The sequence below is a fragment of the Geotalea uraniireducens Rf4 genome, from assembly GCF_000016745.1.
Classification (GTDB): domain Bacteria; phylum Desulfobacterota; class Desulfuromonadia; order Geobacterales; family Geobacteraceae; genus Geotalea; species Geotalea uraniireducens.
Genome location: NC_009483.1, coordinates 3679358 through 3702403, shown reverse-complemented (window position 1 = coordinate 3702403; position 23046 = coordinate 3679358). Strand labels below are relative to the sequence as shown.

24 protein-coding genes, 1 tRNA gene and 1 pseudogene are annotated in these 23046 nt (G+C 52.4%); 15 read left to right on the top strand and 11 right to left on the bottom strand.

Annotated features, from left to right (window positions below; all coding sequences use genetic code 11):
- Positions 1-17 precede the first annotated feature (17 nt).
- Together lptE and holA are read left to right on the top strand one after the other, a co-directional pair.
- Entirely contained in the window at positions 18-536 is a 519-nt protein-coding gene (gene lptE / locus GURA_RS15955; RefSeq protein WP_011939960.1) for an LPS assembly lipoprotein LptE, read from the top strand.
- A gap of 88 nt (positions 537-624) precedes the next feature.
- On the top strand, positions 625-1620 hold the full coding sequence (gene holA, locus GURA_RS15950) for a DNA polymerase III subunit delta (RefSeq protein WP_011939959.1): 996 nt from the start codon (positions 625-627) through the stop codon (positions 1618-1620).
- 91 nt (positions 1621-1711) lie between these two features.
- On the opposite strand, the gene rpsT is transcribed toward holA, so the two are convergent.
- From rpsT to GURA_RS15930, 4 genes are all read right to left on the bottom strand, one after another.
- Entirely contained in the window at positions 1712-1975 is a 264-nt protein-coding gene (gene rpsT, locus GURA_RS15945) for a 30S ribosomal protein S20 (protein ID WP_011939958.1), read from the bottom strand.
- A 186-nt stretch (positions 1976-2161) separates the two neighbouring features.
- Positions 2162-3535, bottom strand: coding sequence for a cytochrome c (locus GURA_RS15940; protein ID WP_011939957.1), 1374 nt, complete (start codon positions 3533-3535; stop codon positions 2162-2164).
- Positions 3536-3682: 147 nt separating this feature from the next.
- The gene (locus GURA_RS15935; protein ID WP_011939956.1) at positions 3683-4009 is read right to left on the bottom strand and encodes a hypothetical protein; all 327 of its coding nucleotides are present in this window, start codon (positions 4007-4009) and stop codon (positions 3683-3685) included.
- A gap of 158 nt (positions 4010-4167) precedes the next feature.
- Positions 4168-5856 carry a DUF3373 domain-containing protein gene (locus GURA_RS15930; RefSeq protein ID WP_011939955.1) on the bottom strand — a complete coding sequence of 563 codons (1689 nt, stop codon included), beginning with the start codon at positions 5854-5856 and terminating at the stop codon, positions 4168-4170.
- Positions 5857-6284: 428 nt separating this feature from the next.
- Here GURA_RS15930 and miaB point away from each other — a divergent pair, with 428 nt between their 5' ends.
- The 10 genes from miaB to GURA_RS24415 all read left to right on the top strand — a co-directional run bounded on the left by miaB (position 6285) and on the right by GURA_RS24415 (position 15816).
- Positions 6285-7607, top strand: a complete 1323-nt coding sequence (gene miaB / locus GURA_RS15925) for a tRNA (N6-isopentenyl adenosine(37)-C2)-methylthiotransferase MiaB (RefSeq protein ID WP_011939954.1) — start codon at positions 6285-6287, stop codon at positions 7605-7607.
- Between the two features lie 39 nt (positions 7608-7646).
- Positions 7647-8147 carry a bifunctional nuclease family protein gene (locus tag GURA_RS15920; RefSeq protein WP_011939953.1) on the top strand — a complete coding sequence of 167 codons (501 nt, stop codon included), beginning with the start codon at positions 7647-7649 and terminating at the stop codon, positions 8145-8147.
- 54 nt (positions 8148-8201) lie between these two features.
- Positions 8202-9272 carry a M42 family metallopeptidase gene (locus tag GURA_RS15915; RefSeq protein ID WP_011939952.1) on the top strand — a complete coding sequence of 357 codons (1071 nt, stop codon included), beginning with the start codon at positions 8202-8204 and terminating at the stop codon, positions 9270-9272.
- A gap of 119 nt (positions 9273-9391) precedes the next feature.
- Positions 9392-10861 carry an IMP dehydrogenase gene (gene guaB, locus GURA_RS15910; protein ID WP_011939951.1) on the top strand — a complete coding sequence of 490 codons (1470 nt, stop codon included), beginning with the start codon at positions 9392-9394 and terminating at the stop codon, positions 10859-10861.
- Positions 10862-10953: 92 nt separating this feature from the next.
- Entirely contained in the window at positions 10954-12504 is a 1551-nt protein-coding gene (guaA, locus tag GURA_RS15905) for a glutamine-hydrolyzing GMP synthase (RefSeq protein ID WP_011939950.1), read from the top strand.
- 53 nt (positions 12505-12557) lie between these two features.
- A complete protein-coding gene (locus tag GURA_RS15900; RefSeq protein ID WP_011939949.1) occupies positions 12558-13202 on the top strand; it encodes an HAD family hydrolase in 645 nt (214 codons plus the stop codon).
- A gap of 92 nt (positions 13203-13294) precedes the next feature.
- Positions 13295-13612: a flagellar biosynthesis anti-sigma factor FlgM gene (gene flgM, locus GURA_RS15895; protein ID WP_011939948.1), complete on the top strand. Its 318-nt coding sequence runs from the start codon at positions 13295-13297 to the stop codon at positions 13610-13612.
- A 96-nt stretch (positions 13613-13708) separates the two neighbouring features.
- Positions 13709-15061 carry a tRNA nucleotidyltransferase/poly(A) polymerase family protein gene (locus GURA_RS15890; protein ID WP_011939947.1) on the top strand — a complete coding sequence of 451 codons (1353 nt, stop codon included), beginning with the start codon at positions 13709-13711 and terminating at the stop codon, positions 15059-15061.
- A 17-nt stretch (positions 15062-15078) separates the two neighbouring features.
- Positions 15079-15153 (top strand) — tRNA-Gly (locus GURA_RS15885).
- Between the two features lie 477 nt (positions 15154-15630).
- Positions 15631-15816, top strand: coding sequence for a hypothetical protein (locus GURA_RS24415; protein WP_157046232.1), 186 nt, complete (start codon positions 15631-15633; stop codon positions 15814-15816).
- Between the two features lie 401 nt (positions 15817-16217).
- Here the strand turns inward: GURA_RS24415 and GURA_RS15875 are convergent, their stop codons facing one another.
- Positions 16218-16532: a hypothetical protein gene (locus GURA_RS15875; RefSeq protein ID WP_011939946.1), complete on the bottom strand. Its 315-nt coding sequence runs from the start codon at positions 16530-16532 to the stop codon at positions 16218-16220.
- A gap of 7 nt (positions 16533-16539) precedes the next feature.
- Positions 16540-17421, bottom strand: a complete 882-nt coding sequence (locus GURA_RS15870; RefSeq protein WP_011939945.1) for a ParM/StbA family protein — start codon at positions 17419-17421, stop codon at positions 16540-16542.
- A gap of 405 nt (positions 17422-17826) precedes the next feature.
- Here GURA_RS15870 and GURA_RS15865 point away from each other — a divergent pair, with 405 nt between their 5' ends.
- Entirely contained in the window at positions 17827-18624 is a 798-nt protein-coding gene (locus tag GURA_RS15865; RefSeq protein ID WP_011939944.1) for an IS110 family RNA-guided transposase, read from the top strand.
- 296 nt (positions 18625-18920) lie between these two features.
- On the opposite strand, the gene GURA_RS15860 is transcribed toward GURA_RS15865, so the two are convergent.
- Positions 18921-19649: an IS1595 family transposase gene (locus tag GURA_RS15860; protein ID WP_083764924.1), complete on the bottom strand. Its 729-nt coding sequence runs from the start codon at positions 19647-19649 to the stop codon at positions 18921-18923.
- 129 nt (positions 19650-19778) lie between these two features.
- Positions 19779-19985, bottom strand: a pseudogene (locus GURA_RS15855) (transposase); the annotation flags it as partial.
- A gap of 47 nt (positions 19986-20032) precedes the next feature.
- Between GURA_RS15855 and GURA_RS25425 the strand changes: the two are divergent.
- Entirely contained in the window at positions 20033-20497 is a 465-nt protein-coding gene (locus GURA_RS25425; RefSeq protein ID WP_083764922.1) for a group II intron maturase-specific domain-containing protein, read from the top strand.
- A 333-nt stretch (positions 20498-20830) separates the two neighbouring features.
- On the opposite strand, the gene GURA_RS23665 is transcribed toward GURA_RS25425, so the two are convergent.
- Positions 20831-21127, bottom strand: coding sequence for a hypothetical protein (locus GURA_RS23665; RefSeq protein ID WP_083764920.1), 297 nt, complete (start codon positions 21125-21127; stop codon positions 20831-20833).
- A gap of 133 nt (positions 21128-21260) precedes the next feature.
- Here GURA_RS23665 and GURA_RS15845 point away from each other — a divergent pair, with 133 nt between their 5' ends.
- Positions 21261-22013 (top strand): LuxR family transcriptional regulator, encoded by a 753-nt coding sequence (locus GURA_RS15845; protein WP_011939943.1) that lies wholly within the window; start codon positions 21261-21263, stop codon positions 22011-22013.
- Here GURA_RS15845 and GURA_RS15840 read toward each other — a convergent pair.
- Positions 21934-22683, bottom strand: coding sequence for an acyl-homoserine-lactone synthase (locus tag GURA_RS15840; RefSeq protein ID WP_011939942.1), 750 nt, complete (start codon positions 22681-22683; stop codon positions 21934-21936). The genes GURA_RS15845 and GURA_RS15840 overlap by 80 nt on opposite strands.
- Positions 22684-22898: 215 nt before the next feature.
- Complete coding sequence (locus GURA_RS24410) at positions 22899-23045, bottom strand: hypothetical protein (protein ID WP_157046230.1); 147 nt, start codon at positions 23043-23045, stop codon at positions 22899-22901.
- Position 23046: the final 1 nt, after the last annotated feature.

Below are 23046 nucleotides of genomic sequence, written 5' to 3'. Positions count from 1 at the left end.
ATAAGGGGACTACTGGTTTGCACAGGTTTTTTGCCTTCTGGCTTTTGATGATTGTCGGTATTGCTCTGAACGGTTGCGGTTATCACCATGTCGGAAGTGTGGCTGGTTCGCCTGTCGGGGGGAAGGACGGGGTTCATATTCCTGTCTTTGCCAACAAGAGTTACCATCCCGGACTGGAAACCGTCCTTACTTCAAACCTGGTCGACGAGTTTGCCAGGCGCAGCGGGGGGAAGGCCGTGGACGAAGCCGCTGCTCGGCTTGTCCTGAGCGGCGCGGTTCTTTCCTATGCGGTTACCCCTGTTTCATATACTGCCGCCGACAAGATAAGGGAGTACCGTTTGACCATCAAGGTCGTTGCGACCTTGTCCGACAGGCAGAGCGGGAAGGTTCTCTGGAAGGGGGAGCTTTCCGGGAGTCAGGACTATCCGGCAAACTCGAACCTTGCCTTACAGCAAAACAGCGAAGATGCCGCTGTCAGGGAGATATGCCGTCGGCTGGCGGAACAGATTCACGAGAAGACACAGGAAGACTTTTAGTCCCTTAGAAAAATTATTTGCATGTTTTTTGCGAAGAATTTTTCGTGAAGGGACTTATCCCGTTCGTCGGGGTTAGGGGTACGATTTTATGAAGCCGGAAGAGTTTGCACGGGCTCTGGAAAAAGGGGACATCGGTCCCCTTTACTATATGTATGGCGATGAACCTTACCTGATCGAAAGGGGGGTAAAGCGACTGCTGGAGCAGGTGGTATCACCTGATTTCCGTGATTTCAACCTGAACGTGTTCTACGGCAATGAATGCAAGGGGGAGGAAATATTCAGCGCAGCGCAAACCTTGCCGATGTTTTCCGAGCGGCGCGCTATTCTGGTGAAAAAAAGTCATGAATTGTCCGCAGCAACCCTCGAAGTCCTGACGGGCTATGTCCAGAATCCTTCCCCATCAACCTGCCTGATTTTCCAGGGGGAGAAGATTGACCAGCGTAAAAAATTCTTCACGGAAATGAAAAAAACGGGCGAGCTGGTGGAATTCAAGCGTCCTTACGAGAACCAGTTAGGGCCGTTTATCCGTGAAGAGGTAAAGGCGTACGGTAAACGCATCGAACCTGCTGCTGCAGACCTCCTGGCGTACATGGTCGGCAACAATCTCCAGGAACTGGCGTCGCAAATCGAGAAGGTTGCAACATACAGCGGCAAGCGGGAAAGCATAACTGTCGGCGATGTAAAGGAGATCGTATCCGATACCAAGGTCGACACTGTTTTCGAGTTGGCCGACGCCTTTGGAGAAAAGAACCTCAGCAAGGCATTGCGCACCCTCTATACCATTCTGCGCGACGGCGAAGCCCCTCTGCTGGTGCTGGCAATGCTGTCCCGCCATTTTCGCCAGCTCTGGCGGGTGAGGGAGTTGTTGGATCGCAAGATTCCCACCAATGAAATCGGCAAGGCCGCCGGTATCAATCCTTATTTCCTGAAAAAAGTGATCGAACAGGCACGGAATTATCGTACCACCGAACTCAAAGGGGTTTTTGAACGGTTATTCGATCTGGACCTGGCGCTAAAGACGGGTGGGGGGAAACCTGCTGCCCTCATGGAGCGTTTGACCATGGAAGTGTGCGGCAAGAGGTAAGAAGAGTGAAGGATGAAGGATGAAGAAAAGGGATTCCGTGACACGGAATCCCTTTTAATTTTCAGATGGTGACTGTTGCTGCGAGCCGTTACTAGCCCAGAGTGTTTACCAGTTTGGTGAGCCTTGAGATATTGCGTGAGGCATTGGAGGAGTGGATAACACCCTTGGAAGCCGCGGTGTCGATAACGGGAATAGCTGCTGCCAGTGCTTCTTTGGCAAGGGCTGCATCCTTTGCCGCTGCTGCTTCACGAACACGCTTTATGAAAGTCCGCAGGGTCGAGCGGACATGTCGGTTTCTTTCTGTTCTTTTTTCTGTCTGCTTGATTCTCTTGAGTGCCGATTTATGATTTGCCAAACTACACCTCCGATGTATTTTAAAATTGTTGGATAATTTTCGAAAGTTAAACTTATACCACTTGGAGGAAACTGCTGTCAAGGGAAAATCAAATTCCAATGTAAAAAATGGGCGGCCGATCTGGCCGCCCGAATTGCATCCAACGAAGGTTGGGGTGGGGTTGTGCTTTAAGTCGGTGAAGATTTATTACCACTCTTCTTTCTGTTTTTTGACCATGCTTTCCATATAAATCGCGGGGCTGGTCAGCCGCAGGATTTCCTTTTCGCTATAACCGAGATCTTTGAAATTAAGAACTCCGTTGGGTGCGTGGCAGTTTGCGCAGGAAAACGCCTTGCTCTTGGTGACCAGGTGATTGCTGCCGAAATAGATGGTTTGCCATCCAGGAACAGGTGTATAGTTCTTGATCCCCAAGGTCTTGGCAGCCGATGCCACGCCTGCCAGCGTATCGCCGGTTGCCATGGGCGGGGCGAAATCCATGGACATGAGCTTGCCGGTCTTTTTGTCGAAGAATGCCTTGCCCTGGAAGATCTTGAAAGGATAGATCTTGCTGGTCTTGTCTTTTCTGTTCCCTTTCGGGCCGATGAAGGTCGGGGTGTTTTTTACCGTATTATTGTACCAGGCATAGACCGGCACGGTTTCATTGGCTTCTTTCTTCAGGGTTGTCGGCTCATAAAACTTGTCAGGGCTCTGTTCCCACTTGGTGAAGTCCTTGGCAAAGGCGCCGCCAGTCCTGGGAATGTGGCAGGTCTGGCAGGCGATTCTTGCCGTATGGCGATTCAGGTCAGCATCCTTGTGGGGCTTATTGCCATGACACGCCGTGTCGGCGCAGGAAATACGTACACCATCGTTTGCCCAGTTGTTAGGGTCATAACCTGTGGGGATTTTGTGGTTTTTGGCTGTGTGGCAGTCCACGCAGACCATTCCCTTGGCTGCATGGGCATCGGTCTCTGCAGTGAAGGCAAACCCTCTTTTGACGAGCACGCCCCCGCCGGCAGCTTCATGGCAGACCATGCAGTTTTTAACCGTAGGCTTGCTGATCGCCAGGGCGGCCTTTGTGCTTCTGTCCTGGCCCATGACGATCTGCCCCTTTTCGTCCTTGTAAGGCTTTCGTTTCCTGAAATCATAGTCGGTGGAGTGGCAGACCAGGCAATCGATGGCGTTTTCCGCGGCTTCGCCGGTGCTCCCCACATCGCTCAGATGGTTGCCAGGATGACAGGTGTTGCATCCGGTGAACTTGGTCTTGCCCGTTTCCGGGCTCTTCGGGATCTCTTTAAGGTTGTTGACGATATCATTACCGTTGCACATGGTATAGATCCGGTTTTTCATGCCGTATTCTTTTTTGGGGTCTAATCCCTCGACATTGCTTACCTTTGATGCATGTTTCCAGTGGACGCTGTCCAGAAAGCCTTTGGCCGTGCCGGGATGGCATTCTTCGCAAGTAGCCGGCCCCTTGTAGCCGTTTTTCTCGATTGCTTCCTTGCCCGGATGGTCCTTGGCCATCGCCGGGGCAGAGGCAAGGCAAGCTACCATAAATGTAGTGACAAATCCGTGAAGTTTCATGGGTGACCTCGTTAAATAGAGTTTGGTAAAAATTGTATTATATATAAATATTCAAATACAATGATATGTGCGGTAAAGAAAAACGCTGCAATTGTTCGAACTACAGCGATTTAAATTATAGTGTTGAAAGAGAACAAACTATTCCACTTAACAGCCGGCTGTTTTCCTGAAAAGCTTGCTGACGTTTTTGCCGTTTTCCGTCTCGTATTTACAGCGTATTTCATCGCCTTCGACAATGCGGTGGTCCTTGAATTTGTCCAGTGTCAATTCATCGTTAACAGTAATCACGACCAGATTTCCCGTTTTGTTGTCCTTCAACGTTGCCGTGGCTGTTTTTGCGTCTTTGCCCGCTATCTCGATCTTGGTGATGACGCCGACCATCTTCACTTCTTCTGCGCTGGCGACAGAGGTGAATGACAGGCTGGCAAGACCGACTATGGCGAACAGTAACATGAGAGAAACCAACTTTTTCATCTGCTGCTCCTTTTTCTTGTTGAGATTGTTGAACCGCGATTCATTTTATATATTCGGCACCATGCCGTAATACCTTTAAATATATCGTGAGAAAGCGAGGGGTGCTACCCCCTCGCTCAATAAAACTACAATAATATAAAATACCATATATATCAATATTAAAATTTAACCTCGAAGGTGAAGTAGATGTTCTGGGCGCTTTTCAGCGGTGCCAGCAGTTGCATGCTGGATGCTTGCAAATCGGCAATCTTCTGCGGAGCGCCTACCCAGTTATTGCTGCCGGTATACTCGAAGTCATAGTACTGGTAGCCGAGGCGGAAAAATGTCTTGCTGAGATAGGAAGAAACCGGCTGCAGATTCAGCTCCTGGATCACGTATCCTTCGTAGACATTACCTCTTGTTCCGACTTTGCTTGTCCACATATCGTCTGCTGCCGGTGCAAAGGTGATCCAATTCTTGGAGCCGTGGTTGTACTCAAAACCGAGTTTTGTGCGGGTCGGGGTGTAGTCGTAACGTGCGCCCACATAGGCGGCCCAGCCGGTCTTGTCGGTTGGCGCCTCGGGGTTGAAGAACTGGCCGGTCAAGAGTCCCTGAAAACCGGCATTGGCGGATACATTGTCGTTTGGATGGGTGACGCTCAGGCCGAAAGAACCAAACAGGTTGAGAGTGCCTGGGCCAATGTTTTTCTGGGTGCTGAGGGCGCCCAGTTCGTACCAGTCTATGGAACCGAGTTCCACTGTAGGGGCGGTGTCGCCGAAGGCGGTGTTGTTCATGACCGGGAAGTCGAAGATGTTGAAGCCGCGGTTCCATTGGAAACTGATGCGCAGCGGGTCAGTGTCGTAAGGGATGACCGCCACGCCAAGCATGTCGGTATCACGAAGGGTATTGCCGGAACTGTTCGGCGTATCAACTCCGGCTTCAAATCCGCGGCCGTAGCAGACCTTGGCATAGGCGCCGGGGAGCATGTCGAAGTCCGGGGCCCAGCCGAGTGTCATGCCGTCAAAGGCATAGTCCACGAGCAGGGCAGGGGTGCCGCCGTTCCCCGGTTTTTCATTGTTCATCCGCAGATGGCTGGGTACGCCGTTGGTGGAGGGGCGGCGGCCAACCGAGAACCATACAGGCTGCTCGGCGATGTTGGACCAGGTGGCATAGGCGCGGTCAACGCCGAGGAAGTCGCTGGAAGGAACGTGCCCGATGGTGCCGTCAAATACGCCGACCCGGTCTGCAAAGAAGGGGGTGCCGCCGCTGCCGGTCACTGCACTGTCGTCCAGTGAGCCGAAGGTCTTGTAGGCAACGAGCCGGACATTGACGGTTACATCCTTGGTGGCCTTGGCGTGGAGGTCGAGGCCGAGGCGATTGGTGTAGAGGGTGTCATTCTTGACGGTTTGAGCAGGGACCATTTGTGCAAAGTTCTGAAGCTGCCCAAGCATCGCCTGGTTGGCTGGATTACCAAGAAACGCATTCGCTCCATTGAAAGTCCTTACCTGATTCATGCCAGCGGCAAAGTTGGAAAATGCAAGTACTGACGGGCCAAAATTAACGGGATCTGACAAAAAGCCGTTATTCATTTGCTGCTGGGCAAAGGAAAAGGTTCTGTTCACATCGGTGAATGCTTTGGTTTTTCCCTGCAAAGAGTCAATCCTGAACCGGTAATCGCCGCCGATGGTCAACCATTTGCCGAGGGATTTGTCCTCGGTCCTTTTCACCTGCTGTTTCAGGGTTTCCAGTTCCTTGGACATTGAATCGACTTTCTGTTGCAGGTCCTGGTCTGCGGCCAATGCTGTGAGGGGCATGGAGAGGGCGAGCAGCAGAGTGCTTGACAGGATTTTCTTCGAGATGCTTTTCATGTTTTCTCCTTTTCTATTTTTTTACAACAACTGCAAACCTGTTTACTGGGAATTTGTTGTCATCGGCTGATAGCCTATAAACCAGAACTAGCAATCACCTCCTTTTATGGAAAAAACCGTGATTAGAGCGCCGTTAATTAAGGCGTGACTATATTTGCAGGGGGATAATGTTGTCAAGATATAATGTCCTGTTTATATGGATGTAGCAATATATGTGCCTATTTGAATAATATCAAAATATTCAGATAATTATATGTGTGGCGACGGTGCCCATTTTGCCAAATAACTATATTGTTCTCGGCTATATGACGTTAACGATTCGGTCGGACCTGTAAATGTTGTGCTGCTGTTTAAGGGAGGAAATTAGTTGACGTGGTGCGGACAAATTGCGTACTATTTAACGCAAATCAGGGCGGTAAAGGAACAACGTGACAAGAGAAAAACTGCTGTACCTCGAAACTTTCGGCTGCCAGATGAATGTCAGTGATTCGGAAAAAATCGCAGCGCTGCTGAAAGGGATCGGTTATTTTCCCACCCAGGACTCATCTCAGGCTGATCTTGTAATTCTCAATACCTGCAGTGTCAGAGCGAAAGCGGAAGAGAAGGTCTACAATCATCTTGTCCAGTACAAGGGGCTGAAACGGAAAAAACCGGGCATCATTCTCGGGGTAGGCGGCTGTGTTGCCCAACAGGAGGGTGAGCGGCTGCTGGCAAATGTCCCACATCTGGACATCGTATTCGGAACCCACAATCTTCACCTGTTGCCGGAGCTGGTCAGAGCGGCGGAGAAGGGGGAGCGGCTTGCGGAAGTCGGTTTTATCGACAACGAAACCAGGCTTGATCTCTTTCCCGTTGATGAACGGACAGACGGGGTCTCCCGCTTCGTCACCGTCATGCAGGGGTGTGAAAATTTCTGCTCCTACTGCATCGTCCCTTATGTGCGCGGAAGGGAGATCAGCCGCCGCTCGGCAGACATCCTCGGCGAGGTCAGGGGAATGGCGGGAAATGGAGTCAAGGAAGTGACCCTCCTGGGTCAAAATGTCAACTCTTACGGTCTCAAAAGTTCCGGCGAGATGAGCTTTATCGCCCTGTTGCGAGAGGTGTCGCTGATCCCGGGCATCGAGCGCATCCGCTTTACCACTTCCCATCCCAAGGATTTTTCTCAGCCGCTGATCGATTGTTTTGCCGAAATCCCCAAACTATGCAGACATATTCATCTGCCTGCCCAGTCGGGGAGCAACGCGGTGCTGGCGGCAATGAACAGGGGGTATACCCGCGAGGAATACCTCGGGTCGATTGCCCGCCTGAAGGCCGCATGTCCTTCGATCCAGATAACCGGCGACATCATCGTCGGTTTCCCCGGCGAAACGGAGGAGGATTTCCAGGCAACCCTGTCGCTCATGGAGGAGGTGAGGTATACCGATGTCTTCTCCTTCATCTATTCAAAACGGCCGGAAACAAAGGCGGCCGGATATGCAGACGAAGTCGGCCAGGATGAAAAGCAGGGGCGTCTCAGCCGCTTGCTGGATCTTCAGCGGCGCATCACCCTGGAAACCAACAAGAGCTTTGTCGGCACCGTTCAGCAGGTCCTCATCGAAGGGGAGAGCAGGCGGGGGGGACAGTTTTACGGCCGGACTTCGGGGAACAGGGTTGTTAACCTCGCAGCAGATGTCTCCCTGGTAGGAAGCATCGTCAATGTCATGATTACCCGCGGTGATCAGAATTCGTTGCAGGGGGAGCTCTGCCGGTAGTGCTATTGGTGGTTTTAAACTATTTAACAGTGAGGTAATATGTATCACGAGATGAAAATATTCGGTTTTGCCCTGGATGCCATCGCGCAAATGCCGGTAATAATCCTGAAGGATGATGCGGGTGAGAATTCGGTGCCGATCTGGATCAGCACTCAAGAATCCGTCTCGCTTGCTGTCGAGCTTATCAGTCGGGACATATCTTTCCAGAGCGGGCGGGGCGACTTGCTGACGGTTCTCATGCAGCAGATGGGGATGAGGATTGAAAAGATTGCCATCGAAAGTCTGCGGGACGGCGTGTTTGCCGCATCGGTCAAGTTCGGCGGCAAAAGCAAAAAACATCTGGTCGATGTGCGTGTCAGCGAGGCGATGATGGCTGCCCTCAAGTATAAACTGCCGGTAATGGTGCATGAAGAGGTTGTGAAGCAGGCACCCATGCTTGATTTGAATGAAGGGCATTTTTCCCGGGAAACCGATGCACGCCGTTTTGTGGATTTTCTGGAAAATCTCGATCCTGCTGCGATGGGGAAGTATCCGATGTAGAGGCGGTCGGCGGTCGGCGGTTGATGGTTTGAAAATATTTTATGGAGGTGGTTGATGCGCGATGCATCCTTTGAATTTTTACAGAAACTGCTGGAGGCTCCCAGTCCGTCAGGATACGAGCAACCGGCCCAGCGGATATTCCGCGCTTACATCGCCCCCTTTGCCCAAGTCAGCACCGATGTCATGGGTAATGTCTTCGGTGCCATCGAGGGCATTGGTGTGGAGCGGCCGCGGGTCATGCTGGTCGGTCACTCCGATGAAATAGGTTTTCAGGTCAAGTACTTGGACGACAACGGCTTTCTCTATTTCGCCGCCATCGGTGGGGTTGACCCTCATATTACCCCCGGTCAGCGGGTGAATATCCATGGCTGCAAGGGGGTTGTTCCGGGGGTGATCGGCAAGAAGCCGATCCATCTGATGGAGACCAAGGAGCGGGAGACCGTGGTGAAGCTCGATGCCCAGTACATAGATATCGGCGCTGCTAACAGGAAAGAGGCGGAAACGCTGGTCCGGGTCGGCGACCCGGTGACCTTTGCCGTCGGCCTGGAAAAGCTTCATGGCGACCGGGTCACTTCCCGCGGTTTCGACGACAAGGCGGGGAGTTTTGTCGTTGCGGAGGTGTTGCGGCAGGTGGCGGCGTTAAGCGCAAAACTGCCGGTCGATCTCTTCGGCGTGTCATCGGTGCAGGAGGAAGTGGGGCTGCGAGGAGGAACAACGAGCAGCTATACGGTGAATCCTGATATCGGTATCTGTGTCGAAGTCGATTTTTCCACTGACCAGCCGGACGTTGATAAAAAGCACAACGGTGAAGTGGGGATCGGCAAGGGACCGATTCTGCCGCGGGGGGCGAACATAAACCCTGTCCTGTTCGAGCTTCTTGCCGATACGGCGGCGCGCGAGAACATACCGGTGCAGTTTACCGGCATCCCAAGGGCGACCGGCACCGATGCCAACGTCATGCAGATATCCCGCGGCGGTGTTGCCACGGCCCTGGTGAAAATACCCCTCCGCTACATGCATACTCCTGTGGAGGTACTTTCTTTGGCCGATCTGGAAAACGCCGTCAGGCTGATTGTCGCGACTCTGGCGCGAATAACGGATAAACAGACATTTATCCCGAGCTGAGAGACTGAAGAAGGGTAAGAATGTATGCAGGTTTAACCCCTTTTAACTTGACTTGGGCGACTGCCTGTACTAGCTTGTCAGGTTAAATATTTTGCGATTACCAAGCAAAGGAGTTTGTAATGTTAGACAACAACATCCCCGAAGGTCTGACCTTCGACGACGTTCTGCTTCTTCCTGCCCATTCCCAGATACTGCCCCGCGATGTTGACCTTTCGACCCATCTTTCCCGCAATATCCTCTTGAATATCCCCCTTGTCAGCGCTGCCATGGATACCGTTACCGAAGCCCGTGCCGCCATCAGCATGGCGAGGGAAGGGGGGATCGGTTTTATCCATAAAAACTTTTCCATAGCGGATCAGGCAATGGAAGTGGACAAGGTAAAGAAAAGCGAATCGGGAATGATCGTCGATCCGATCACCATGCGCCCGCACCAGAAGATCCGCGAAGCCCTGGAGATCATGGCCAAGTACCGGATTTCGGGAGTCCCCATAACCAAGAGCAACGGCAAGCTTGTGGGGATACTGACCAACCGCGATCTCCGCTTCGAGACCAACCTGGATCTCCTCATTTCCGAACGGATGACCAAGCGTAATCTGGTCACCGTGCCGGTAGGGACAACCCTGGAGCAGGCCAAGGAACATCTGAAGCATACCCGCGTCGAAAAGCTGCTGGTTGTCGACAGCGATAAAAACCTGAAGGGGCTCATTACCATCAAGGATATCGAGAAGATCAGGAAATATCCCAACGCCTGCAAGGACAGCTTCGGCCGTTTGCGGGTCGGCGGCGCGGTAGGACCGACTGCCGATATGGAGGCCCGCATTGACGCCCTGATGAAAGCCGGGGTTGACGTGATCGTGATCGACACTGCCCACGGCCACTCGCAAGGGGTCATCGATGCGGTAAGGCTCGCGAAACAGAATTTTCCCGGCATTGAACTGGTGGCCGGCAACATCGCCACCGCCGATGCCGCGGAAGCGCTCATCAAGGCCGGCGTAGATGCCATCAAGGTCGGAATCGGTCCTGGTTCGATCTGCACGACAAGGGTTGTTGCGGGTATCGGAGTGCCGCAGATCACGGCGATTGCCGAGTGTGCAAAAGTCGCCAGAAAATACGGCGTATCTTTGATAGCCGACGGCGGCATAAAATTCTCCGGAGATATTACCAAGGCAGTAGCATCCGGCGCAGACGTAATCATGGTCGGATCGCTCTTTGCCGGCACCGAGGAATCACCCGGCGACACCATTCTCTATCAGGGGCGCGCCTACAAGAGCTATCGGGGGATGGGGTCCATCGGCGCCATGAAGGAAGGGAGCAAGGACCGCTATTTCCAGAGCGACGTGGAGAGCGATGTCAAGCTGGTACCGGAGGGAATCGAGGGTATGGTGCCGCTGCGCGGACCGTTATCTACCAATGTCCACCAGTTGATGGGAGGCCTGCGCGCCGGCATGGGCTATACGGGCTGCCGGACCATCAAGGAGCTGCAGGCAAACGGCCGTTTTCTCAAGATAACCGGCGCCGGACTCAAAGAGTCGCATGTTCATGATGTTATGATTACCAAAGAGGCCCCCAACTACCGTATTGAGAAATAGCGAATTCGAAAAAAGTCCATCTGCGGCGTTATGCTCGCAAGCCTTGCATATGGAACTTTTTACAAATTCGTTTGAAATTTGAAAGGATATATATGACTACCGACATACACTCCGAAAAAATTCTCATCCTTGATTTCGGCTCCCAGGTGACCCAGTTGATTGCCCGGCGGGTCAGGGAGCAGAGCATATACTGCGAAATTCATCCTTACTCCATGAGTTTTGAGAAAATCAAGGAGTTCGCCCCGAAGGGGATCATTCTTTCCGGCGGTCCTTCCAGCGTTTACGATAAGGATGCGCCCCACTCCGATCTCGGTGTGTTTGACCTGGGGCTTCCCGTGCTGGGCATCTGCTACGGCATGCAGCTGATGACCCAGCAGCTCGGGGGAAAGGTTGAGCGCTCGGACAAGCGCGAATTCGGCGGTTCTTCCTTGCAGCTTGACGATGTGAGCGACCTGTTCGCTGGTTTCGACGGAGCTGCGGATGTCTGGATGTCCCACGGCGACCGGATCGAGGAGATGCCGGCCGGTTTCCAGGTGATCGCCCATACCGAGCATTGCCCTGTTGCGGCAATGAAGGACGAGAAGCGGCATTTCTACGGCGTCCAGTTCCACCCGGAGGTGGTGCACACCCCGCGCGGCGACGAGATGTTCGGCAACTTCCTCTTCAATATCTGCGGTTGTGAACCCACCTGGACCATGGCCAACTTCATCGAAACAGAGATCGAGTCCATCCGCCGCAAGGTGGGGACCGGCAGGGTTCTCTGCGCACTTTCCGGCGGCGTCGATTCTTCGGTCGTGGCGGTCCTCATTCACAAGGCGATAGGCGACCAGCTCCATTGCGTCTTTGTCAACAACGGCCTGCTCCGCAAAGGTGAAGCAGAGAAAGTCGTCAACCTGTTCAGCAAGCATTTCCGCATCAACCTCGATTATGTGGACGCCAGCGATCGTTTCCTGGAAAAACTGAGCGGCGTTTCCGATCCGGAAACAAAACGGAAGATCATCGGCAATGAGTTCATTTACCTGTTCGAGGAAGAGGCGAAAAAGATCGGCAAGGTCGACTACCTGGCCCAAGGGACTCTCTATCCCGACGTCATCGAATCGGTCTCCACCAAGGGGCCGTCAGCGGTCATCAAGAGCCATCACAACGTGGGCGGTCTGCCGGAGAAGATGAATCTGAAACTCCTGGAGCCGGTCCGCGAACTGTTCAAAGACGAAGTTCGCCTCCTGGGGAAGGAACTGGGGATGCCGGACGAGGTCATCTACCGTCAGCCGTTTCCAGGCCCGGGGTTGGCTATTCGCTGTATCGGCGAACTTTCCAGGGAGAATCTCGATATCCTGCGCGAGGCGGATGCCATCGTTATCGACGAGATCAGAAAAGCAGGGCTCTACCGGGAAATCTGGCAATCCTTTGCCGTGCTGTTGCCGGTGAAGACCGTCGGCGTCATGGGAGATGCCCGAACCTACGAAAACACCGTGGCCCTGAGGGCGGTCAATTCCCTTGACGGCATGACCGCCGACTGGGTAAAATTGCCTTACGAGTTGTTGGGAAGCATTTCTTCGCGGATCATCAACGAGGTCAAAGGGGTCAACCGGGTCGTCTACGATATCAGCCAGAAACCGCCCGCGACCATAGAATGGGAATAGACGAAGGGGCGCTGCATGCGCCCTTTTTTTATAAGAAAGGCAGAAGGTTTTGTATGCAGACAATCAAGTTGATCATTTTCGACCTGGACGGGACCCTTTCCGATTCCCTGGCTGACCTGACCGATGCGACCAACCAGGTGCGCCGTCACTTCAACATGGCGGATTTAACTGCGGAGCATGTGCGGAAGCTGGTTGGTGAGGGTGCGCGGAAGCTGCTCGAACGTGCATTGCCGGGGGCTTCAGAGGATGAAATCGAAGAAGGATTGCGTATCTTTCTCGCTTATAATAACACGCATATTGCCGATAAAACCAGGCTCTATCCGGGGGTAAAGGAAGCCCTCGACGAGCTGAAGAAGCGGGGAAAACTGCTGGCCGTCATTTCCAACAAAAACGTTGCTCTCTGCCAAAAGCTCCTGGCCGTACTCGGTGTAGACGGATATTTCGCAGCCGTACTCGGCGCAGATTCGCTGCCGTTTCGCAAACCGTCGCCTGCCCCGGTTCTGAAGCTGCTGGCCGATTTCAGCATCTCGGCCGACGAGGCCTTGATGGTGGGAGACAGCATCAACGACATCGCCGCCGGCAAAGGTGCAGGGGTAACGACGGTCGGATGCAGTTACGGCTATGGAGATGAGGGTGATATTATCGGGGCGGACTACCGGATAAATGCGCTTCCCGGGTTGCTGGAACTCCCCATCTGAAAAAAATTTCTTCCGATGTGATTTTTTCCTAAAGTTTTTTCTGCAGGCGCCGATATGAAATTAGATTGTATTCCTGTTGGAGGTATATCCAAATGAAAATAGACGATAATAGCCAGTCAGTGGTGGTAGAACTTTCCAGGCTTCAGAGGGTAGAGCAACATGCAGTCGAGGGGGACGCCAAGGGTGCCGAACCCGCGTCAAAGTCCCTTAAAAGCGTCGACAAGGTGAACATATCCCAAAGTGCAGAGCGTTTCAACAAAACCAGCAACACCCTGAAGGGCGCCTCCGATTTCAGTGCCGACAAGGTTAATGAACTGAAATCGAAGATCGAGGCAGGCGCCTACCAGGTAAGCAGCAAGGATGTGGCTGAAAAGATGCTGGCTGCGCTGTCGAAAGAAAACGATCGCTAGTTTAAGTTGTTGCCGGTTTTATCCCGCTGAAAAAGCCCGCCATGTGCGGGCTTTTTTGTTGCCGAGAGGCATCTGCTTCGGTAAACTTGAGTCAATATGATAACCGACCTGGAGAAAATAGCCGCAGATGAAAACGTGCGGATAATCGGCGGATTGGCCGGGGAATTTGCCGTAAAGGCTTACCTGGTCGGAGGAGGGGTGCGAGATCTTCTCCTTGGAAGAAGGCTGAAGGACCTCGATTTTGCCCTGACCGGAGCATGTGCGGAACTGCCTCGGCGGTTTGCCAAAAGCATCGGCGGGAGTTTTTTCTGGCTGGATGAGGAAAGGCTTCAGGGGAGGGTGGTGCGAAAAGGCGGGGACGGTGTCCTTACGTTCGATTTTGCCCCGCAGCGGGGGGAAACCATCGAAGAAGACCTGTCGCAGCGCGATTTTACCATCAATGCGCTGGCGTTGCCTCTTGCGGGAGGCAAGTATGCTCTCATTGATCCGACCGGCGGCTTTTCCGATCTGCAGAAAGGCATCATCCGCGCCTGTTCCCCGGCATCTTTCAGCGACGACCCGCTGCGCCTCCTGCGCGCCGTTCGCTTTGCGGCAACTCTCGGCTTTGCCATCGACGAAGCATCCCGGCAGACCATCACCATGGAATCGGCCCTCCTGGAACGCGTGGCAGGGGAACGGGTCAGGGACGAACTGTTCCAGATCCTGGCTGCGCCCGGAATCGAGACGTCGCTGAACGCGCTGCTAGACTCCGGCCTGCTGGGGCAGATTGTCCCCCTTGTCATGTTCGGCGCAGGCAGCCTGCCGACAGCCGAAGAACGCCGATCTTCCGTTGAACACCGCATTGCCGTCGCCGGACGGGTAGAGCGGATCATTGCAGAACCGGCCGATTATTTCCCCGCTGGAAATGAACAGCTCTTGCAGCATCTCCGTCGTGAGGTGGAAGCGGGGATCAGCATCTTGTCCCTCGTGAAGCTGGCAGCATTGATCGACAGCAAGGCTGCTCCAGGGGCGCTAGAGGTCGTTGCCGGGAAACTGCGGCTGGGCAACCGGTCGCGCCGCATCCTCCGAAGCTCGGCAAGCGATGGCGCCTCCCTGTCCGCCATGACCCCGGAAAAGCTCTCCGACCGGGCCATGTACCGCTTTTTCAGAGATTCCGAACCGGCCGGTCCCGGGCTCATAATTATCGCCCTGGCCGGCGGGGCGGCTGCAATTGAGCTCTGCGCCAGGCTCATCACCTACTACTTCAGCGGTTATGTGGCGGAAGGAGCAGACCTGCTCCTTTCCGGCTCGGAAGTAATGCGCCTCCTCGGTTGCGGGCCGGGACCGGCAGTTGGAGAGGCAATGGAACGTTTGCGGGAAGCGGAAAGCACCGGCATGGCAAGCACCAAGGCAGAAGCAGAGGCCTTTCTCACGAAAAACCTGTTGACAAAAGAGGCGCCGATAGGCTAAATATAGCACTCGATTTAGCGGGAATAACTCAGTGGTAGAGTGTCAGCTTCCCAAGCTGAAGGTCGCGGGTTCGAATCCCGTTTCCCGCTCCAAGAAATTCAAGGGGTTAGCCATACAAGGCTAACCCCTTTTCCTTTACGCGTGGCCTCTCGCGTGGCCTCTTTTTTGGGATTCTTGAACGCAACGAATTGAATAATGCAAAGACCCGGAGAAACCTCGGGAGTCTTGGTCCTAAAAATCCATCAACTCAAAGCGAGCTGCTGACAGTGGATGGAGGGGGGTATGAAGAGGTTGCTAGACATCCACGGTGACCTCAAGACCGCTGCCGCCGTCTTCTTCGGCGACCTTCCCCGCCGGGGCACTGGCTTTACGTGCAGCTCGTTGACAAGCCCAGAGATACACGTTTGGCAGCGGAGCGGGTGGCAGCGCGGGCGAGGAGACGAAGAAGAACAGTCCAGAAGAGTGCAGGATAGCACGAAACAAGGTTGGCTCGATAGCTGTGGCAAAGCAGAGAACTCGGGCACGTGCCAATTATTGACCGTAATCCGCGGCGTAAAGAGGTCGTTCCCATGGCTCCGCACGAAGCGAAGCGTTATAACGAACGGACTGCTTCGGAACGATGCAATAGCCGTCTCAAGGAAGACTTCGGTGGCCGAAGCGTCATGGTTCGCGGACCGCACAAGGTCATGATGCACCTGATGTTCGGTATGCTCGCTCTGTTTGCGGATCAGCTGCTCAAAGTAACTGGTTGCTGATTGTCAAAGACCCAAAAACCCATCCAGAGGGAGTAGTGCGGCCAGATTTAGAAAAACGGCGCTACTAGCTGCCCTGCGTTGGCTTTATTTCAAAAACTGAGGTCAAGGTGACCTCCTCGCTAGCCTCATGCATTTCTGGTCAGGACTTTTGCAAGAGGCTCAAATGTATATAGAGAAATTCACGGCTGCTCCGCTTCCGATTTGGTACATTTTCGGATGCGTTTCGGTGTCCGTTTTGGAAATCCTTTTTAGGGAGCAAAATGGGGAGCATCAGTTTCTCCTACTTCAAATCCACGCCCGTTTTTCAGTCAATAGACTCCCAACATAATCGAGGCCCCCTAACCCGGTTTGAATTAGGGGACTTGGTTTATGGTCAACCTACTGTCCTGAGATGATCTTCCTCATTTCAGGATTTTTTCCATGACGTCACAACAGTAGTCTTTGGACAAATCAGGGGATGGCGCTGTGGAAACGGTCTGTGCCGCGGGAACGGGATTCTGGGATAATTCAACCTTAATGACGTCATGAGCGGGACGCAACGAGGGCAACTGGTCACGGCTCATGAGGCCGATCACCTGTACGCCCTTCTCCGATGCGAGGAAATACTTAAGCGCTTCATGGGTGAATGCAGCCTGCTTTCGGCTTTTGCGTAACCGCTCGAATGCTTCGACTATGGCCGGATCATAGGTGTTCAGCTTGATCGTGTACTGTGGCATGGCAAGCTCACTTTCCGCCGGCAAGCGATAGGAAGCCCCTGGCATTGGCAAATTCAGGCTCGGGAAGTATAACGACCTCGATATTCTTGGCCGGGAATTCATCCTTGAGCAGGGCGGCGCCACCACCAAACAGCAGCACTCGATCAAAATCCGCATGCATTCCTACGTGTGCCTGCAATTCCCCCTGAACATCCCTGATGATATGCTCAATGTAAGCGATGCCGGCTTCGTGGATCTCTTTGGTGACATCATGCCGCTCGAAGCCATATTGGAGATAACCCTTCTCGATCAGGAACGCTATCTCGACCGGCGTGAAGGTTCCTGATGGGGCAAGGCTCTTGATGCGTGGGAGAAGGAAACCCGTTGCCATCTGATGCACCCCGCGCTTGTTGAGGGTCTTGCCATAGATGATCTGTTTCCGCTGTGGTGAGAACAATGTGAAGATGATGGTGTTGAATCCGATGTCGATGCCGAGCACGTTCCCAGTTGGACGCTCATCCAACTTGTCCAGATAGTCCCTGATACCGCCGAGACCCTGGGGAAATATTGCGACTTCCTTGATCGCGCCGCAGGTCAAAGACTTCGCCAGTGCGGGAACCGCTCCGCCGGGTTTGTTCTGCTCTTGCCAATAGGAATAAGGAAGCCCGACCGCAAGGAGTAAGTCTCCCCCGGTCGCCGCCACCTTTTGGCAGTGTTCGATGAAGACCGGGTAATACCTTCCCAGTTCCTCCATCGTTTTCAGGTAAGAAGAACCGGATGACAACAGCGCCTCTTCCCCTATCAGCAGATTCTCGCCGTTGTAGCTGAAGGCGGAAATTATCCTTCCTTTGCGCCCGCCGTAGATCCACGTTGCCGATGAAAAGCCTAGATCACAAACCAGCACGTCCATGAATACCTCCTCCTTTTTGGTGCAGATTAAGGGAGATTCGAATCCCCTGCATATATAATCACGAGGGGGGGAAGGCGCTTTTGGGCGAATCCGAAGAAAAAATGGCAGGAGCAAAAAATGCCTGGATCGAACCCCGGCACTGGCATTTTAAAAAATGCAATAATGTAAACTGATGGTTTTCGGACTGGAATTGGCGGAGGAAAAGACGCGGCTTATGCGCTGTGGGCGTTTCGTACGTGCTGACCTGGCAAAGACCGGTGATAAACCGGGAACGTTCGACTTTCTAGACATAATGGTTGTCAGTTGAAACGTAGAAACAAAAAGACCTGCCATCCTTGCAAACGTGGGTTATGCTGTGGAAACTAAAATCACCACGGCGCAGAGCCACAACCAAGGAGGCAGGTCATGGAAAAGCTTATCACATTTGTTGGTCTCGATGTACACAAAAACTCGATTAGTGTGGCCCTTGCCGATGCCGGTCGCAATGCCGAGGTAAGGCATTATAGGACTATCGGTGGAGGACTTGACGATCTTGATCGTCTGGTAAAGAAGCTGGCCTCTACGAGTAAGGAACTCCGTTTCGTGTATGAAGCCGGTCCCTGCGGTTATGATATTTTTCGCTTCTTGACAGACAAAAATTTTGACTGTGCCGTGGTGTCACCTGCACATATACCCAAGAGCCCTGCTGACCGGATCAAGACGGATCGTCATGACGCCATGATGCTTGCTCGCCTTCACCGTGCCGGAGAATTGACCTACGTGTTCGTACCCCGTACGGATGACGAGGCCATGCGTGACCTCACTCGCGCGAGGGAGGACGCCAAAAAAGCACAGCGTATATCGAAACAACAATTAGGTGGCATGCTGCTTCGCTTAGGCTTCAGGTATCCAAAGGATAACTGGACAAAACTGCACTTTAACTGGCTCGCCGATCAGAAGATGCCTATGCCAGCGCAACAGGTGGTGTTCCAAGAATATATAAACACCATTAAAGAAGCCACTGCACGAGTAGAACGACTCACCCAGCAGATTGAGACGCTGGTTCCCACTTGGCGCATGGCTCCCGTTGTCAAGGCACTGCAAGCGCTCCGGGGAGTTTCCCTCATCGTGGCAGCAACTACAGTAGCGGAGATTGGCGACCTTACGAGGTTCGATCACCCCAAGAAGCTCATGACGTATCTCGGCCTTGTTCCTTCCCTATAGGATAAGGCTTGCCGAACTCCCGCAATTAGACAGAGGCAGCTCCGCGACGAAGACAGGTCTTGCAAAAACCAACCCGCGTATATCAGAATGATAAAACGTCGCTAATAGGTTCTGCCCCGGCATATACCCTGGAATATACGTACCAGCATAACCGCTTGTAAAAGTGGACAGGAGTACTTTTATCATCTTGACAACTGACAACCATATCAGTTTTCAGATACTCAGAGGTAAAATCCGGGTCAGTGGGAACGGACCTATAACCCAAACAAAGGTTCATTCATCAGATTCTGTTGTACTCATACATAGTTGGAGCAAACTCTGAAACTGCCGTTGGGTGTCCTTCTGATCCCCCTCCAGACGGCGCAGCCCAGGAGCGACTCCAACAGTGTCAATACAGGCATTGGTTTCATCACGATCTTGCCTTTTCTATTCTTCTCCGGCAACCGGTGATTCCAGCGAAACGCGATCTCGTTGATGTAGCGTTTCATGTGGTCCTTGCTAAGCCAGTGAAACACCCCCTGCTTTGTACGTTCGAGCTGGGCGTTAAAGGATTCCGCGGTGTTGTTATGGACTTCACCTCTGGCGAACTCATCGTAGCTATGGTTAACATACGAGTGTCCCGCATATTTCGCTGCAATTGATCGGTATGCCGGGTTCTGATCCGTCATAAGGTACGAATCCTTGTCCACGTGTCGTTCAACATGGGGTCGGATGTCCTCGATACTGGCGCTATCGATCAGTTCAGCTCTGACGATGCCATGGCGTTTGACCATGACAAGAATGCCCTGCTTTCTGGTCCCTTTGCCACGCTTGTGGACCACACCCTTCTCTTTGCGGGGCTTGCCACCAAGGAATTTCTCGTCAATCTCGACGACACCGCCAACCGCGGGGAAATTCTCGTGGCTGGTATCCATCATTTCCCGGATTGAGTGGCAGAGCTTCCAGGCGGTCTTCTGTGAGATACCTAGCCAGCGGCCCATGAAGACGGAGGAAACTCCTTTGCTGGAATGGACCATGTAGTACATGCCGAGGATCCAGATCCATATTACTGCGGCAATTAAACATGTGAACGGTAGGGGCCAGGCTTGCCTCGCCCAATCGGGGCACGGCGCGCCGTGCCCCTACATCAGGATTGTGATGTTTAATTGCCGGAGTAATAGCTTGAGTTTGGTGCCGTGCATCGGTGTTTTGGTGGTCACCGTGAATTGGAGCCGGCACCCTGAACACTCGTAAAGACCAGGGCGAGCTGAGGGACCCTCAATGGCCCACGACTCCATGCACCCACAATGGGGGCATACTCGGCCGTTTTTCCAGATCATCTCTTCGAGAAAGCGGCGGCAAGCTTTCTCGTTTGGCAGCATCGCTCGAAGTTCATCAGCAGTCATGGTCCCTCCTCCTTTGAGGTGGGATCATAACCTGGTACCGTGACAGATTATGTCGTAGTTACCATCAGGCAGCCTTTGTTTGGGTTATAGGTCCGAGTGGGAAAGCGCGGACTAAGTTCAAGAGAAAAGTCCGGGAGCTGACTAAAAGAAACAACCCGTTGTCGATGTACCAGCTGATCCAGAGCCTGAACGAGTACCTAAGGGGATGGGTGAATTACTTCAGAATCCAGGAGTTCAAGAACATATTCAGAGACCTTGATTCATGGATTCGAAGTCGGCTTCGTTCCACACAGCTGAAGAAATGGAAAAAGCCGCATAAGTTCCAGCGGATGATGATCCGTTCGGGATACAAACCCGAAGACGCTCATAAGATTTGGGTCAAGATGAACAGGTGGCGATCCGTGAATCGCAAAGAGGTTCGATTTGTGATGAGCCTCTACTGGTTCAGGGCGCAAGGGCTGGTATTTCTCAATGACTTCACGATGTAACCTTGTGAAACAACTTCAATCACTAATCGAAGAGCGGCTTACCTGGCCGGTACGATCGGTTCTGTTGGGAGGGGGTGGCCTAACGGCCGCCTCCTCCCAGATTTGATGAGTTACATTTGTAACGATAAAGTAGCTTGTGTTAATTTATGACTCGTGTTAATAAAGCGGATGTTTGATTTGTTGTTGGGCATTGCAGTATTTTCCTCTACGCTAGGCGACGAGTCTGCGGCATAAAACGGAACGAATCCCTTGGGCAGAAGGGAAAAATCACTTTACCGCAGTCGGCAGACGAAATCTGCTGGCGAAAGAAGAGCGAAAAATTCCTGAACCGGTCTACCACGTAGATTCCGGTTGCAAGAGGCTGCTCTGAGTTGGTAAAGATCGTACCCGGAAGATATTGAAGGGTCTCTTCCAGGAATTCGGTTCGGGGGAACGCTCGTCATTGTTTCGCTTCATCTGCACACTGACATGTGGAAACCTTACCTCCAGGTCGTGGCCGAAATGGTCGGCCAGGCACTTCGGCCCATCCTTGGGTTGAAAACTCTTGATGGAAGCCCATGTCTCGATGAGGGTGCCGTCTACGCTGAAGTGTTCGTCGGATAGAGCTTCTCTTTGCTGTGTCGTTCCCACGCATGATTATCTCTTGCGATATCACGTGGTGATATATAGGCGTTTTTCTCTATCTAAATGGCTTGCTCAACTCAAGCCCCCGGCTTTGCCGCGGGTACATGACATGATCTAATATGATATGATTGGAGGAGTTATGTTCAGCGCAGCAGAGATTTTATCCAAAAAGGATTGTTTCCTCCTGCTTGAGATTGTCAACTCGTGCGTTTCTTGCTCAAACGTAACAGAAGCAGGGAGTATTGCAAATAAAACCAGAGATCTCATCGGTTTCGACCATGCAGTCTACGGTCTAGCTAAATTGAACCACCACGGCTGCATAACTGCCTATGAGACACTAAATTTCTCCTACCCCGCTGAATGGCTCGACGCCTATCGGACCAACAACTTTCATTTGCTGGATCCGATTACAACGGAAAATTTCAAGAATTACAGCTTGCAGTACTGGAAAGATACTTTCAATACCTATGATGTAGAGGCGAAGTTCCTTTCAGCAGCTCTAGACTTTCGTCTCGTAGACGGTTATGCAATTGGCATCACCAATAGTTTCAGGACCGAAGGGTGTATCTTTTCCATTTCAGGCCCCATCAAGAAGGAGCCACGCAACGAACTGGTTCTGAATCTCCTTGCCCCTCACCTTCACCAAGCCTTTCGCCAAGTCCTATCAGTTGAGAAAAAAGGCAAGATATCAACCACCATTACCATCCGTGAAAGAGAGGTGCTCAACTGGATCAAGAAAGGCAAGAGCTCCTGGGACATCTCTACTATTCTTGCCATAAGCGAGCGGACCGTGAAGTTCCATGTCGATAATGTCATGAGAAAGCTTGATGCAGTGAGTCGGATCCACGCTGTTGCCGTAGCTTTGTCGGTCGGCTTGATTGATATCGACTGAACCATTCCAAAAGTTTCGGCCGTCTCACGATATTTACCATCTCAAACTCCCGCCAATCAAGAATCGCTGCAACAGCTTCCACTCCGTCCGGCATGACTACGGGGGCGCCAACTAGTTTGCAGGGAAAGCCCTTTGCACATAACAGCCGGTAAACCCTCTGCTCCACGACCATGTATATGTAGCGCACAGTGTTAGCCAGACACCAATGATAGACCCCCTTGTAAAGAAGCATCGATATGACGTGAAGTCCAAAGTTGTCTGCAAAAGTGGCGTTTCTTGCCTCTGGGGCAACGCACAGCCTGGAAAGTTCCACTGTGTCCCTTTCTTTGCGGAGATTATAACCGTCCTCAAGGAGAAACGGAAATTCTTTCTCAAGCATGAAGGTATTATCAGAAACTATAATTCTTACCATCGAAACTAGATTTCCAGCTTCATTATACACTCCTATACTTGTTGCATCCTTGTCATAACTATCAACTTCCTGACTGTCCTCTCTTCTTGGTACCCACTTTAACTCGTTACAAAAAATTCTATGCCTTAATTGATAAGACATTACTTTATCTTTTTCACTCTTAATGTATTTGACCTTGAAATTGCTCTCCGAGAAAAGTATTGACGATTGCGGTTTTTGCCAGCTACTTGGCAACAATCTTGCTCTTGAAATTTTCATACTTACCCCCCCTACGGTTCGCTGGAGGGTAAAATAAAATACAATTAATATCAGCTGGCTAAAAGTACAGGTTACTTTCTTGTTTACTGCATACTACGTACTCACCATCCAACGATTAAGGATTGAACCGACCTGCAAGGTCGGTTCAATTCATTGTTCAAGAAGCCCGGCCCTGGCTGGCACCGTTCTTTCTATATGGGGAATGGTTCAACAGGCTACTGCTGTGGAGAGGAGTTGAGGGGGGAGCTTGCCGTCGCGGCATCCTGCATAGAGCCCGGATCGGCGATATTTGATGCCGAGATGCGCCAATTGTTGCCGTCACCAGCTCCTTTCACGGCGGCTTCGCCGAGCACAGGACGCACT